Raw genomic sequence first — 16,406 nt, forward strand, 5'->3', positions numbered from 1 at the left:
AGCATCCCAGGAGAGACTCGAACTCCCAACCGACGACTTGCTCTATCCTGCTGGGCCACCTTATATATCGCTATTAGTTAACGTTCATATACAACGGTCACTTTTCGAACTTAGACCGTATCTTCTATTCCATTTTAAACATGTCCGCTTTCACTGTATTATATACTTGTTATTCAATGTACCAGAATAACATACAAGTGGATTCAAATAAATTCAATCAATTTTATGTAGATAAGTTATGGCATAGTGAAAAAAAAGAAAAACTGTTTGACAAGCTTACTGCTTTAGTTCTTGGTATGCTATTTATGTTTTCAGAATTTGGTTTTTTTGACCTTGAATTCGATTCACAGTTAAAAATCATTCAATTTAATACCGAAGTTGGTGATGCAGTAAAAAACAGGGTCGATCAAATATTAGAAGCAGGCGATGACAGCGATAAAGAATATATTAAAAGAATAAATAAATTCATTTCCGAAAATATTTAGCAATTAGTAACATATATAATAAATATATTTTTTATAGAGAGTATTAGAAATAGATTCCTAGTTACTCTAGCAGAATCTCATTTTGGACAACCTTTCGACGAAGGAATAAATAACGAAGGTATTTTAACCTGGCAACCTCAAACACAACAAAACCTAACTGATCCACGTATACAAGGTTTTATTAATCACGATCATTAAAAAAATAATATTCATATATTTAAACGTAACTGTATCACCAAAGAGACGGAACCATATATTCACTTAGGAAAGTTGGCGTACATAACACATGATAATGAACAACAAGAACCAGTCTATTTTATGTGACAAATACTAGAATGGGATAAAAAAGTGACATTAGCAAGTTTACCAGACTTGGAACTTTCAAGTGAAGACCAAATTATAAAAAACGAATCTGTGATAAAAGAATTTACTTCGTCTTTAAATGAAACTACATCATCCGAAAAAAATCGAATTACAAATAAACGAGGAAGTACATCTACAGAATTTAAGGCAAGAAAAATAGCTTTTGTGGACGCGACGGAACAAAATAAAAAATTGGGGTTGGCCGAAGAAAAGCTTGTTTACAGATATGAGGTAGAGTATTTAACACAGAATGAGCGTTATGACTTGGCAAGTCAAGTTTTACATACATCTATAATTGAAGGAGATAAAAAGGGCTTAATGCCCTTTTTGTGTTTATGAAAAAAACTCATATATTTTGAGAACAGATCAAGTATGTTCTAACTGTATTTTTAAGATTTTACACATAACATGTCTATTAAATAAATTAAATTATTCATTGAATAATTTAGAGGTAATGTCATACAGTATGACAACAACCATTAATATCACAATGTAAAAGGTGAAGAATGCTTTACAGTATTATTTACCTATTTGTAATTCATGTCGTATTATGCCGAACTTAGAACCAAAGGAGTTGTAAACTTTAAATCCGCACTTACTTTATCGATTTAATCCTCTAGTGAGGATTAAATATTTACGAACTTCGTTTAAGACTTTTTAATTCATAAAAAATTATTAATATACATATTCAACTATTAAATCTTCTTACTTTTTTAACTTCCTTACATTTTTCCTTTTTTTTAGAAGTTTGTTTTCTGAAGATAAATAATCAATTAAAAACTTATTTTGCAACTCTTCTTCGTATTCATCATATCCACTTGTAATTAGTATTTGACAATCTGCATCTTTAAATTCCTCAATATAAGTGAACAATTTTTTTAAATGCGGAATTTCAATTCCTTCAGCCTTTAAAGTATCAATTATTAAAAATTTTGGGAAAGCGATTTGATAATCTGGATCTAAAGATAATTTAAGTAAAGATAAATAAAAGAATAGTCTTCTTGGTACATTAAAACTTTGTTCTTTATACTGACCAATAAACGGATAATAATTTCTGTCTAATTTAACTGTATATTCGTTTTCATTAGCATCAAAAAAATCTCTAAGATATTCACTATATATTTTTTCAAACTGCTCTATATTTTTTTGGAACATATTATCTTTTTCTTCTTCTAATTGATCTAAACGTTTTCTAGCCTTTTGAATTTTATCCTCTAGCATACTAATTGTACTTTTAGAATTTTTTATATCTTTCGCCTTCTCTTTTAATATCTCTAATTCAGAAGCGGTTTCTTTTAATGGGATTATTTTATCAGTAAGTTCTTCAATAGCAGAAACATTTGAATTTACTTCTATATCACCTGTAATTGCTTTAACTTCATTAACTAATATTTCTATTTGTTTTTTTGTATTTTCGATAATTTCATTTAATTGAGCATAATCTTTTCTATACCCTTCAATGACTTCATTGATTGTTTCTAAAGATTTTACTTTTGACTTTAACAACTGGATATATTCCTTATCAGAATATATAAATCTAGAAAAATCCAAATGATTATTGGAACCACAAATACATTTATTTTCATCTAAATCCATCTTTTCTAAACAAAATGGACATTCTTCATCATTAATTAAATCTATATACTGTGTGGTAAATAGAACTTTGTCTATATGTTCAATTTCACTTTTTAAATCATCTTTAACTCTTAATGATTTTGATAAACCTTCAGAAACTGAGTTTAGCTGATACTCATAATTTTTTAATTTATGTGTTTCAATAACGATATTCTTTTGGATTTCCTGAATTCTTGAAGCTACTTCTTCACCAAAATGCCGCTCTCTTTTAATATCTTCTCTGATATTATTTAATCTTTTTAATTCAGTTTTCGTAGCTATCAATTCTTCATTTATATTTTCAATATCATGTTTTCTTAATTGTTTCAGTATTTCATGTTGAATTATTTCAATAGATTTTAGTTTTTGTTTCTCTACTTGTAATTCTTTAGTTAAATTCTTTAATTCCGAGTACTTTTTATAATACTCGGAATTATAACCTGACATTAATATTTCAAAAATACTTCTTTTCATAATATTACTGTTCTTAAAATAATCAGAAGGTTGTATTCCAAACTCACTAATTATCTTTTTATTTTCTGTTAATTGGTCATAATAAATATATCTAAATAGGTCATCAATATTTAAGCGATGAGTCGTATTATTTTGTTCTATCTCCACAAATTCAATACCTAATTTATTCATTATCCAATCAGAAAATGTCATTTCTTCTTTTTGATAAATAAAACCTTTTCTATATACACTATATGTTATATATTCTTCTGCTTTAAAATCATATACATTAATTATATTTTCACCGATTTGTCTTTTTAATATAAATTTTTCACTATTAATACTTATACTTAACTCAATAATTTTATTAGAGTCTTGTAAAATTTCATTTATAGGTTCTTTACTACTCTCCTTAAAAAATTCTACATCAATACCTAAGCAATAAACAATTAGGTAGGTGAAAGTAGATTTCCCATTCCCATTATCCCCTACCAACAAATTTAAACCTTTAGTAAATTTTTCATTCCTATAAAAATATGTATCTCCTCTATATTTTAAAGAATTAATTACTATTGCTCCCATATCGCTACCCCATTTATTTTAAAAAAGTTATTTACAAAAGTCATATAATTTAATCTTTTCAAAGTCTTAATCTTTCCTTTAATATCAATTATTCGTCTTTTTTCTTTTTCAAATTTGTTATCTTGAATAAACATTTTAATAGTTTCATTTTCCAACAAATAGATATTAACTTTTTTATCTTCAACAATAATTTTAATGATATTTCTTTTTTCTAAAATTAATAACAAATACCTTATTAGAGTTATTGTTTCTATCGCATCATAATATATTCGGTTTAACTCTTTAATAATATGTGCATTTGGCTTAATATCATTTTTGTAATAGTTTAATAAAAGCTGTGTATTTTTCTCATTAGATATAATTGGGATTAAAAAGATTAACTTCCTATAATCTTTAAAGCTGCTTTTATTAGTTTTACAATCTAACACCGATAAAATTAGAATTAAATTATAGGCTAAAAAATATAAATCTTCGCTGTTATTATATAAAAGTCTTTTTTCCTTAAAATTATCGTTCATTTTTACACCTCATCAAACGAATAAAAACATTCATCTATTAATAACATTGCTACTTTTTGCACTGTAATATCATTTCTTACTCCATAATTATAGTCTTTCTTCAATTGATTAAGGTCAGTTACTACAGATTCTCTTAATGTTTTAATAGCTTCATTCAAATGTTCGTATGTGAAATTTTCATTGTATTTAAATTCTTCATCGAAAAACTTCCCCATACTTTCATAAACTCGATATTTTAGAGAATTAATCTGTCTCTTATCAAATCGTTTAATTTCATCCTTTACTGTTGCAGCTTCTCTAATGTATCTTTTAATTGTTTTACCTTTAAATTCAGGACATACTGTAAGAATTTTCTCTTTTAAATTCCTTAATAGTTCTCCTTCTGATTCATTTTCAACATCATCCCAATATGGATAGATCTCATCTATCACTAATTCACTATTCATACTTTCCGCTTCCTTATAAATAATTCTCACTGAATCTACATTAATAATTTTTTGCGTCACATGCTTTTGCGTCATCCGTTCATCTATAACATCTAATAAATTTCTTTTAATTAGATTCTCTTTCCCAAAATGTTCAGGGGAGAAAAACTGACATTCTTTAATTTCTTTATCTAGCTCTTGAGATAAGATTTCTAAGTTGCTTTCATCAAATTTAAATGATATTTTCTCTAAAAACTCACTCCATTCATCACTTACCATTTTTTTTATTGTCAAATAATTTATGTGATAAGTTTCTGGTTTGTCTTCTTCAATACTATATGTTTCTCTATATGTATGAATTAAATATTTAGAAATAAAATTTACAACATTGTCATTAAAATCCTTTTCTACCAAGTACTCAAGAATAGGCTTTTCTAATACCTGTAGTCCGATTTGAGTTAGTTTCTTTGTTTGATTTTCACTAACATAGCTAGTATTAGTAAAAAAAATAAAATTTATATACGGGTCTTTTTTCAATTCAATATAATTGTCCAAAAAATTAATCATAGTTTTTTGAATTTCAGAGGAATTAAACGAAAAACCCTTCTCATATAATTTATCTTGTTCAAGATGTTCGTGACCTTCGTCATCAATAAAATGTCCATCTTCTCTAGACTCTGGAAGTGCAATTATATTGTTTTTGCTATTTAATTTTATTAATTGCAACATTTTTATAGCAACTCGAAATTTTTGATACCTAAATCCTTTATATTTATCACTTGCATCTCTATTAACAGTTTCAATATTAAAATCTTGCATACAATTCACCTTTCAAAAAACATATATACATACTCCACTACATGTTCCTATTATTTATTAGCCCTTTCTATCTATTCGATATAATTGTTTTAACAATGGCTTTATATGAATGCCTTTTGCTGTAATCCGATTGGAACAAATATTTATTAAATATGTTATTCTTATGTTTTTAATAAAGTTACACAAATTAAATTTACAGTTAACAAACACTCTAATACCACAACCAAGAAATATATGTAAATTAACTATAACATTTTCCATAAAAAAAGATATAAACATGTAGTTTATACCACTTAATTATAACGTACTACTATAACCATTAATTTGTTTAAGAGTATCTTTACATAAGAGCATTATAAACTCCTCACTAATTCGCTTAGCAGTGTCTATAAAGAGATGAAAGAAAACATTGAATTATTGAGCAATTTAGAAATTGAAATTATGTTCATAAACAGTACGTTCAATATATTAAATTTATATATATTGATATTTTTATGATATAATAATGCTATTAATGTTGCAAGAGATAGACATATAATGTTTTTTTGAAAAAATTTTTAGCAATGTCTTTATAGTAGCCACTACTTCTCGGTTTAACTCATATTTTTTTAATAACCTAACCAAAGTTGATGAATGCGTTTTAAATATTTCATAAATTCGCTTTTCTTCTTTATAATGTAACTGAATCAAATCACTTTTTGAAATATGTAATTCTATTGAATGAGAAGGAGGGTTTAAACTTTTTTCAAAATTATTCCTTCTATGGGGATGGGATTTTATTTAACCATCGAATAATGAATAGACATGGGTGTAACTTGATATAAGTCTGCAATATTCTTTATAGATAATTTTTGTTTATGATATAGTCTATTTAATTCTTGTACTGACAATCTTTCTTTCAATGACATAATCAATTGCTCCCTATTCAAATTCGGTAACCATTTTTCCAGAATAAATAACTAATAATCTTATATATCAACTATCACACCGTTCTTTATAGGAATACAGTGTACAGTATTTACTAATTGAATACTATCTAAACAAAATCTATTATAATCTTACACTATAATTATAACGTTCCCCTCTTTTTTTGTTATTAATTCAGAATATTCTTCGCGATAATTTAGTTCTCACCTATATGATACTTCAAAATAGTTACTAAATATTTTTATTTTATAAATAATTAAATTTACAATGGAAAGTTAATTATTAGTATATAATTGCAATCAAAAATTTTATAGTCAAAACATTATTGAACAAAAAGGCATTTTTTATAACCGTCGCCCTACTATTAAAGTTTTTATTAACTGATTTTCAAAACACTGGGTCTTTCTTGAATATTGGTTATATATCAACCAAGGATACTTTTACTCAAACTATTTCACATATACCTTTTGTTTGCTTTCTTGTATTAATAAAGCCCTACAACTTTGAATTGATTAAAAAATAATGTAAGATATAGATATTTCATTAAAACATTTGAGGTGCAAACTATATGACTAATACAAAAATGAACTGGGATTCACTTTTAAGCGGAGTACGTTTAAGAGATGGTGAAGTAAAAGATCGAACAAAAGGTAACGAATATGACCTTAGAAATGATTTTGACGATGATTACAGCAGATTAATTTTCAGCTCAGCTGTGAGAAGGCTTCAGGATAAAGCACAGGTTTTCCCTTTAGATAGCAGTGATTTTGTCAGAACCAGATTGACACATTCACTTGAAGTTTCAAGTATTGGAAAATCTATAGGCATAAGTATTGAAGAAAATTTAATTAAACAAGGCAAATTAAAAGACGAACATAAAGGTAAAATTAGTGCTTTATTATCTGTTGTAGGCTTAGTACACGATTTAGGTAATCCTCCATATGGACATTTTGGCGAAGCTGCTATTCAAAGATTTTTCTCTGATTGGTTTGAGAATAGCGAGCAAGGAAAGAAAGCAGCTACTACACTAGGAGTCAATAAAGTGGCGGATTTTACTAATTTTGAGGGAAATGCCCAAACGTTCCGATTGCTCTCAAAATTAAATAATTTAAAAGATGAATTTGGTTATAATTTGTCTGCAGCATCCTTAGCAAGTATTTTAAAATATCCTAGATCATCAATCGATGGAAATAAAAATAGCGATGAAAGAAAAGATAAAGGTCTTGGTGTTAGTTATAAGAAGTTTGGCTATCTTCAATCGGATTCCAACCGCTTTGAATCTGTGAAAAACTTTACAGGTATTGATATATACAGACACCCTGTTACCTTTTTACTTGAGGCAGCAGATGATATAGCTTATTCTGCTGCAGATTTAGAAGATGGTTGTAAGAAGAAAGTCTTAGACTATCATACTATAGAATCAACTTTAAAGACCCATTTAAAAGATGGAAATGAAACCGATAAACAACTACTTGATTCATTTATTAAAACCTATGAAGCTAGTGAAGGCCGTGCTGACCGATTGGATAATACCGTTCAACACTTTAGAATTATTGCTCAAGGTTATATGATAAAATCGGTTGTAAAGGAATTTTTAGACAGACACGATCAAATACTAAATGGTGAATTTGATCAAGAAATAATCGACGTATCAGATGCTAACAGAGTGCGTCAAGCTTTTAAAGATCTAGCTAAAATTATTTTTGAAAGTCCAGAAATATTAAAAAGAGAATATGCGGGTGGAAAAGTAGTAGAAGGACTTTTAGAAATGTTTGTAGAAGCTGTAATTTCCGATAAGTACAAAGATTCTAAAACTGCAGAAGGAAAATTATATTTACTAATATCCGGTAACTATCGAGATATAATGAATAAATTCCCATTTGAAAGTCATTCAGGAGAACCTAGTTTATATGATAAACTTCTATTAGTCACTGATTTTGTTTGTGGAATGACTGATACCTATGCACTAGAATTATATAAGAATCTTAGTGGCATAAACTTATAAGGAGAGGAATTTTATGACAATAGCTACATCACTTATAAACAAAGCAGCTATTGATGGAATTAAGAGATTACAACAAGATAACCCTTCCATATCAACTTTATTTAATAATTTAAATGAATATGGTGAATTAATTTTGATAGGTGGTGCAGTAAGAGATTTCACCTATCAAAAATCTCCTCGGGATTTTGATATAATTGTAAATAGTAATTTGACAAATTTTGATAAAGCTTTCGAAGGTTATAATTATCGAAAAAATAGATTTGACGGATATAAAATTTTTATTAATGATATAGAATTAGATATTTGGTCTATTCAAAATAATTGGGCTTTCAAAGAAAAAATATTAAAAACTCGTGTTGATAATATCACTAAAGGAACATTCTATAATTTTGATGCAATTTCAATTAACTTAAATACTTCAGATGTCTATGCTGAGAACTTTATAGAATCAATAAAAGAGAAAGTACTAGATATTACTCTGGAAGATGATTATATCCCCCTTAATCCTAGTCCTGAAGTTAATATAATGCGGGCTCTAGTTATTAAAAAATATTGGGGATTAAATTTTTCAAAAAAAGTTAATAATTATATTCATAATTGGTTAACTGAAGTTGATTCACCATATGATTTATTAATAAAAACTGAAATTAAACACTACGGTAATCGAAAATTAACTATTGAAGATTATAAAATGATTCTTTAAATTTATTATATAAAAAGATAAGAGGGCTCAAATTATTAAATCCTTCTTATCTTTTTATTAATAGATTAAACTTTTGCTAATAATTCAAGTTCATCAATTAAATCAAGTTTTTAAAGAAAATCCTATCTAAAAATACAAGTTCATCATTATTTATGATATAATCCACCATAATAAATCCAGACATAGAATATCTTTTAACTATACGATATACATACTAACAATAAATTCTTATTATTTTTATCTTTCAGATAACTCATGGATAGAGCCCCTTTCTTATTCCATTCAGTATCCCCTGCTCTTTTAGTTTTATACTTCCATCATCCGCGTTAATAAATTTTTATGTTCCTATTTTTCATATTGAAGATCTAATTGTTCTTGTATAAAATCATTATATTCTGTTATTTCCCCTAATAAATCTTCTATTTTCATTAGTTGTTTTTTATTACCAAACCTTTTAATTAGCTTTACTCCCATGGATATGTATTTTGGCAGCTCTACCCTATAACCATTCTTCATACTTGAAACGTGGAAACCCTCAATAGCACCAGTAATATATTCAAATAAATTATTTTTCCCTAATAGAAACAGTCCAATATTTTCAGCTCTATTTTTTTCAATATATTGTCCCCACTCTACTTCTGTCTTAGGAGAATGATACTGATCAAAATATTCTTGTAATATTTTATCACTTAAATATTGAGTAGATGCAACAAATACATGAATTAAAATTTCCTTGTCTTTTACTATTTTTTCACTGTTTATATCACTAAAATAATAATTTAAAAATTCTTCAAAATCTTCTTTTGTATCAATCCAATTTTTAACTTTCTTTTTTATGTCTTCTTGATCACTAAAGTCTTTCCATTTAGAAAAAACTTCTTTAGCATCAACTTCATCAAACACTTTAAAATAACTAACTTCAGAAATTTTTTCATATGCATTTTTAATTGCTAACTTTAAAATTTTCAAATTATAATTATTATGTAAATAATTATAAATCTTTAACATGAATAGAATATTGGAATCTTCCCAATACTCTACAGGAAATTCGCGCCCTTTCGAATATATTTTTTTTGCTATCAACTGCGCTAAGTAATTTATACTTTCTTTGGCGTTTCTATTCCCACTTATATTATGTAATTCTTGGTATGATTTCAAAAGAAGTGTAAATATTTTTTCTATACACTCATCTACCTCCGACAATCTATGTTCCAACTTCTCATTTACTTCTTTAGCACTATATTCTTTTATTAAATCTAAATATATTGTTTGTATTTCAGTTAAATCTTTTTCTTTAATCAAACTAATGAAATTACTTAATTCATTTTGAGAAATAGCATCTCTAGGGCTACTATACATAAAATAATGGTTAAAATACTTGTCTGAGCAAACTCTCTTTTCCTTTTCCCATTCTTTTTTATTTACCATTTCTCCTTCAAATGCACCTCCAAATAGACGTGTTGCATAAGGGAAAATTGTGCATAGTATACCCTGATATTCATTTAATCTGGGTAACGCTTTAAATTCATCGTCTAATTCAAACTTGTAATTATTTATAAATAATAATTTATTAGTATATATATATTGATACAATTCCGGTGAACTAACTTGAATTAAGATTAAATACAGTAAATCCTTAACGTTCACTTCTTCTTTTAAAAATGGTAAATAAAACTTCACCAAATTAAAGTATCTAGATAGGTCTCTTAATGACAATTTTTGCTCTATTAAGCTATCTATAATTTCAGTATATTTCTCATCTAAAATATTATTTTCCTCAATAATGTTATTTAATTGTTTTTTGCATAAGTTATATAAATCAATAAAATCTGGCTTCGGTAAATAAATAGGTATTTGTATAAATTTCTCTATATATTTTTTTGCATCTTCTAAATTCCCTTTTTCTTCAAATTGATAAACTGATGATAAAGATTTTTGGACAACTTCCTCATCTAAAGCCAATATATAAGTTACCTTCGGAAAATCTGCTACCAAACGTACTAGCTTAAAAATCATTCTAATTTCTGACCCCTCTAGTCGATCAATATCATCAATATATACGACTATTCTTTTTGGATAATCTTTAAGCAACATTTCAATTTCCTTTTTTAAATCAGATAAACTATCCGTACTCTGACCTGGTTTAAATCTATCTACTAGTTCCTTAAATGAGAGTGTCGCTCCAAAACCACGCAAACTAACAGAGGATAAGATATCAGCATACTTTTTTATCGCTTTACCAATTTCAGGATTATATCCTTGAACTTTTTTGATTCCTTCCAAAAACTCCAATAAGTAAAGCCGAATAATATCATGATTATTTTCACCAAAATACCATGGTTTAAACTCTATAAATATTACATGATTCTTATCACTTTTCTCTTTAATTAAATTATATACTGAACTTTTACCACTTCCCCAATTACCCAAAATCCCCATCGTTAAGCTGTCTTCTCCACTTTTAACTAATGAATTAGCTATTTTTTCTGCAAAAGACGCTCTATTTAAAGCATCCTGCTCTGTATCATTTATCGGATATTCAGAGTTGTAATAGGCTTCTATTTTATTTTCTTTTTGAAGACTTTTGGCTATTTTTTCTTTCTTCTCTTGTTTAGATTTTTGTATTCGCGCTAAAATTTCACCAGTAAAATATAAAATTATGCAACATGAAAAAAACATGCTTATATCGAACAAATCTGAAAGAACATTTCCTGTCCACATGCTAACAGGTGTGTTTACAAACCAATAATTTATTATTATGCTCAATGATACGGTGAATATAATATAATCAGATAGCCTAAAAAATGTTTCTCTTCTGATTCTAGCATTAGAAATACTAGTAATAATATATGAAACAAAAAATAGTATTAATGGTATGGTAATAAGAACATATAATACTCCCTTTACCCAAAAACTTAAGTAATCTGACGGGATTTTATCATGCATTTCATTTCTCAATATTGTCAAAAAGATATTTATACATATAAATGATAAAATTACACTGGATACTCTCCAACTATTTTTAATTATTTTTTTTGTATTACTTTCTTCTTCCATTATAAAAGCTCCTCTTTTATATACTTACCAAGTAGTTTTTCTTATTTCCTTGGGTTCCTCTCTCCCTTATTTTTATAAAATACATAGGGTAATAATTAAGTGTTTATAATAAGAGACATACAATCTAAAATGTACCCTATAGAATAGACACTTGAAAAAAGTCTATTCTATAGGGTATTTCTTGTATAATAAAAGGAAAATTGGGATTGGAGAATGTTGAAAATGACAAAAAAACTATTCACAGAAAGAGAAATTCAAATTCTATCAAATAACCTATACGTAAAATCTGTAAGTCAGAAAGGTATCACTTATACAGAGGAATTTAAGCATATTTTTATTGAGGAAAATGAAAAAGGAAAGCTACCTCGAAATATTTTTGAAGAATGTGGTTTTGATATAGATATGATTGGAATGAAACGAGTTATGTCATCGGGAAGTAGATGGCGTGCTGCTTATAGAAAAAATGGTGTATTGGGTTTAAGGGATACACGTATCGAAAACGCTGGAAGAACTCTTGAGAGAGAGCTTACGTTAGAAGAAAAGTATGCCCGTTTAGAAGCCGAACGAAACTTACTAAAGGCGGAAAACGAATTGCTAAAAAAAATCAAACTTATGGAAGGGAGGATGAGAAGGAAATAACACTACCACCTAGTCAGAAATTCATCTTGATTCGTTCTGTCATCATGAAATACAACTTAAGGAATATGGTTAGTCATTTGTGTAAAATAGCTGGTGTATCCCGTTCGGGATACTATAATTACTTTTCAGTTTCATCTCAAGAACAACGGAAACAAAAGAGTGATCGAGATGAAATCTTGAAGGAAACCATATTAAAAGCACTTCGATTTAGAAATAGAAAGAAGGGGGCTCGTCAGATAAAGATGACATTGGCGGGTCAGTTTCAAGTTGTCTACAATTTAAAGCGTATCCGTAGAATTATGAAGAAATACGAGATTATTTGTCCGGTTCGCAAAGCGAATCCTTATAAAAGAATGCTTAAAGCTACAAAAGAACATCGAATAGTACCGAATCAATTAAATCGGGAATTTAAACAAAATACCCCAGGGAAAACACTTCTTACAGATATCACCTATTTAGTTTACGGTAAGAATCAAAGGGCCTATTTATCTACAATTTTAGACGGCTCAACTAATGAAATTTTAGCTTACCATGTTTCAGAACAGATGACATTAGAGCTCGTAACGACAACTCTCCATAAACTAAAAAGGAATCCGCGGATTCGATTGACTGAAGGTGCTTATATTCATTCAGATCAAGGATCCCACTACACAAGCCCTACCTATCAAAAGCTAGTCAAAAAGCTAAATCTTGGACAATCCATGTCAAGAAGAGGAAACTGTTGGGATAACGCCCCACAAGAATCGTTTTTTGGTCATCTGAAAGATGAAGCTCATATAAAACCTTGCGCGTCCTTTAATGAATTGAAACAAGAGATTAAGAAATATATGACGTATTATAATCATTATAGATATCAATGGAATTTAAAAAAGATGACTCCTGTTGGATACAGAAATCATCTTCTTGATGTTGCCTAACTTTTTTCAAAATGTCCTTTACAAAGGGTACAGATTAATCACTAATAAAGTATTTTATTATTTATTAAGTACTCCCTATGCAAAAACCAAAGGGGAATTTCAACATAGGTATTATACAACACTTGTATTCTATACTTTTTAACACCTTCAACATTTCATTACAAATAAAACCAAGAATTAAAAATTCTTTAATATATCTCAGAATAAATCTTTCTGTTTAATTAAATATTTACTATTTCAATTACCCCAAAAAGAAGGAAATCTAATTGAGGTAATTTACAATAATTAAGTTTAATATAAAGATGATTAGATGTTTGTTTTATAGCCAAAATTAAATTTAAAGTAAACGGATATCAGATTATTACAAACGATGTATTCCGAACAATTATTGTATCCTTTTACTACCAATAATCTCAAATAAACTATTTCAATTCAGCTAAATAATTGATTGACTCAAGATTAAAATTTGCACTAATACTACCTTGATAAATTTTTAGTTGTGGTGTATCTGTTTTCAACCCAAATACTCGATAAATATAAAATGCCTCATTTTTTTCTTCTGAAAATTGCACTTCGCTACTCGAGATAGGAAATGGAATATTCGCTTCATTAATTGTACCTTTTACTTCAATATACTTCTCTTTCCCATCAATCTCATAAGATAGAATATCATATCCAAGACCATCACCTTCAATTTTGGATATGCGATGTACTTTTTCCGCCAAATGTGAAAATCCCATATTGGTAAGGCTTTCTTTTTCGTATTTTAATACTAATTCTTCAGCAGCGTCACCTATTCTCCCTTTAACATCTGCTTCAGCGACATAATTTCGCTTAACACCATATCGATTTCGAATAGATGATCCTCTCTTTATCATTTTATTAGCTGATATATCAGAATCTGTACTTAGCTCAAGTTTTTTTCCTTCTACTACTAAATCATTATCAGTAATTTTTATGGAAGTAATTGAGCTTTCATATTGGTCATTTAAAGAAACATAAAGTAAAGCCTGCATTCCTTTTACATTCAAAATAGGTACTTGTTTATCATAATGATAAATATGTTCGATATTATTTGTAAGTGAAATAGGCCTTAACCCTTTAATGTGAAAATACGAATAGATTATCATTGGATTTTTAGCTGTTATATGAGTAACCCCTGCTAGATGTCGATAATACTCAGGGATTAATTTTACAAATTCTGGTTGAGTAGCACCAGCATAATCTCTATCATATATTCCCACAAGTTCAGCTTCGTATAATAATTTAGCTTTACGGCTATAGAAGATTACTCTGGTGGTCATATTGTTAGCTAATTGTTGTTCAATGTCTTGCTTGTGCTTCAATGAGATACCCGCTTGATCTCGACTTGTAAATTGCCCCCAAATCAGTTCCCCATTATTGTTTAAACCAGTAATTTCATGTTGTCTGATCGTACTAACAACCTTAGGAAATCCTTCATTAACATCATTGAATTTAATGAATAAATGTTTAACAGGTTTTTGACCATCGTTTTTTTTCATTATTTTTCCTCCTCATCTACTTTTTGTATACCACCTTCTATATCACTCACTATACTCTTTTTAAATTACCAACGCAACTCTTTTGTTAAAAAATAAAAATCTCTTTATAAAAAATAAATACATATAAACTAATAAAACCCAATAAAATAAGCGTTTTTAATAAAATCTGTTATTTCAAAAATAACATTTCCCATAAACTATAAAACAAAAATCCTTTACCGCAATTATATTCAAAACATCATAGAATCTCCTTCTTAAACTAAAATATATGCTAACAGAATATCAAACGAATATAAGGGAATTTTTATATCTTTGATTCAGTTGAATTTTTAATATAGATAAAAATACTCAAAAGGGGTTGGGATTAGTATAGTAGACTCGTTCATTTTAAATATGAAGACTTATCTAGGTGTCAAAGATAAATTACATTCACTCTTACAACTGGATTTTTTGTGAAAAAATATAGATTTGATTATGATTATTTTAAAAAATAATACTCCTGAGAAACATAAGGTAAGTTTATTATCACTGAGAATATTTGGAGAACCAAAGGATAGTCTACACGAAAACCATTACAAACCGTTTCATTCGTAATAAAACGGTCATGAGAATATATAAATCCCTTCTTCTTTAAATAAATCTGCGCTTATAATAACCATTAGATCTTTTAATTTTTCATATATGGTTTTCTAAATCCCTCAATTCAATAAATTCAAAATATTTAAATCGATTTATTCAATACGAATCTTCAATTCTTCTCAAATAAAATAGCTGCAGGATGGATTTCCCCCTTCATGTAAACTTTAAAAATCACTTTATTTGGAACGGTAACACAAGCGAGTACGAACTTTTCACATCATCCCCAGAATATAAATTCATTATTTTTATTGATACAATATATAGATCGATAGTTTTAACTATATAGTTGGAAAGGAATGCCCAAAAAGGAGGAGCATGATGAAATATCAAACAATATTTCCCTTATTAAAAAAATCGTTTTTTATCCTTATCCTTTCTTTCAGTATGTTAATTTTTACACTCCCTGCCTCTACCTTTGCACAATCCAATAGCAATGCAAGTCCCGTTACAAATTACTATGTATCTCTAACAGGAAGCGACCTCAATCCCGGTACATTTGATCAACCTTTCGCTACCATTCAAAAAGCTGCTAATGTCGCAACAGAAGGAAATACAATCTACATAAGAGGCAGAGTTTATAACCAAAAAGTTCTAGCCGCAACTCCCCCCTTAAAAGCATTTGGTGTAAAGAAGAATGTATGGTTTGGTATTTAAGAATGTAAATCAGACAGTATTTGGTACTATGGAACATTATCTCTTATATTTTTCATTCCTACTGCTACTTATGTTATTTCTAA

Annotated in this window: 10 protein-coding genes and 1 pseudogene; 6 read left to right on the top strand and 5 right to left on the bottom strand. The window is 28.0% G+C overall.

Going from position 1 to position 16,406, the window contains the following annotated elements; translation table 11 throughout:
- Positions 1-197 precede the first annotated feature (197 nt).
- Both AXW78_RS26935 and AXW78_RS26940 read left to right on the top strand, forming a co-directional pair.
- A complete protein-coding gene (locus AXW78_RS26935; protein ID WP_061884928.1) occupies positions 198-485 on the top strand; it encodes a hypothetical protein in 288 nt (95 codons plus the stop codon).
- 348 nt (positions 486-833) lie between these two features.
- Positions 834-1,187 (top strand): hypothetical protein, encoded by a 354-nt coding sequence (locus AXW78_RS26940; protein ID WP_061884929.1) that lies wholly within the window; start codon positions 834-836, stop codon positions 1,185-1,187.
- 366 nt (positions 1,188-1,553) lie between these two features.
- Here AXW78_RS26940 and AXW78_RS26945 read toward each other — a convergent pair whose 3' ends face one another.
- From AXW78_RS26945 to AXW78_RS26955, 3 genes are read right to left on the bottom strand one after another with little or no spacing between them, the layout of a single operon-like run.
- Positions 1,554-3,497, bottom strand: coding sequence for a coiled-coil domain-containing protein (locus AXW78_RS26945; protein WP_061884930.1), 1,944 nt, complete (start codon positions 3,495-3,497; stop codon positions 1,554-1,556).
- Positions 3,485-4,015, bottom strand: coding sequence for a hypothetical protein (locus tag AXW78_RS26950; protein ID WP_061884931.1), 531 nt, complete (start codon positions 4,013-4,015; stop codon positions 3,485-3,487). Before AXW78_RS26950 ends, AXW78_RS26945 begins: the two co-directional genes overlap by 13 nt.
- A gap of 2 nt (positions 4,016-4,017) precedes the next feature.
- The gene (locus tag AXW78_RS26955; protein WP_061884932.1) at positions 4,018-5,259 is read right to left on the bottom strand and encodes a hypothetical protein; all 1,242 of its coding nucleotides are present in this window, start codon (positions 5,257-5,259) and stop codon (positions 4,018-4,020) included.
- Between the two features lie 1,495 nt (positions 5,260-6,754).
- On the opposite strand from AXW78_RS26955, the gene dgt reads away from it, so the two are divergent.
- Entirely contained in the window at positions 6,755-8,191 is a 1,437-nt protein-coding gene (dgt, locus tag AXW78_RS26960; protein WP_061884933.1) for a dGTP triphosphohydrolase, read from the top strand.
- A gap of 13 nt (positions 8,192-8,204) precedes the next feature.
- Positions 8,205-8,894 carry a nucleotidyltransferase family protein gene (locus AXW78_RS26965; protein ID WP_061884934.1) on the top strand — a complete coding sequence of 230 codons (690 nt, stop codon included), beginning with the start codon at positions 8,205-8,207 and terminating at the stop codon, positions 8,892-8,894.
- A 345-nt stretch (positions 8,895-9,239) separates the two neighbouring features.
- Here the strand turns inward: AXW78_RS26965 and AXW78_RS26970 are convergent, their stop codons facing one another.
- On the bottom strand, positions 9,240-11,951 hold the full coding sequence (locus AXW78_RS26970) for a KAP family P-loop NTPase fold protein (protein WP_061884935.1): 2,712 nt from the start codon (positions 11,949-11,951) through the stop codon (positions 9,240-9,242).
- A 213-nt stretch (positions 11,952-12,164) separates the two neighbouring features.
- On the opposite strand from AXW78_RS26970, the gene AXW78_RS33195 reads away from it, so the two are divergent.
- A protein-coding gene (locus AXW78_RS33195) for an IS3-like element ISBce14 family transposase (RefSeq protein ID WP_085960091.1) occupies positions 12,165-13,507 on the top strand; the annotation gives its coding sequence in 2 pieces (ribosomal slippage) (positions 12,165-12,546 and positions 12,546-13,507; 1,344 coding nt in all).
- A gap of 422 nt (positions 13,508-13,929) precedes the next feature.
- Here the strand turns inward: AXW78_RS33195 and AXW78_RS26985 are convergent.
- Complete coding sequence (locus AXW78_RS26985) at positions 13,930-15,030, bottom strand: protein NO VEIN domain-containing protein (RefSeq protein WP_061884936.1); 1,101 nt, start codon at positions 15,028-15,030, stop codon at positions 13,930-13,932.
- 957 nt (positions 15,031-15,987) lie between these two features.
- On the opposite strand from AXW78_RS26985, the pseudogene AXW78_RS26990 reads away from it, so the two are divergent.
- A pseudogene (locus AXW78_RS26990) lies at positions 15,988-16,260 on the top strand (right-handed parallel beta-helix repeat-containing protein); the annotation flags it as partial.
- Positions 16,261-16,406: the final 146 nt, after the last annotated feature.

The organism is Bacillus thuringiensis (genome assembly GCF_001595725.1).
Taxonomy (GTDB): domain Bacteria; phylum Bacillota; class Bacilli; order Bacillales; family Bacillaceae_G; genus Bacillus_A; species Bacillus_A thuringiensis_K.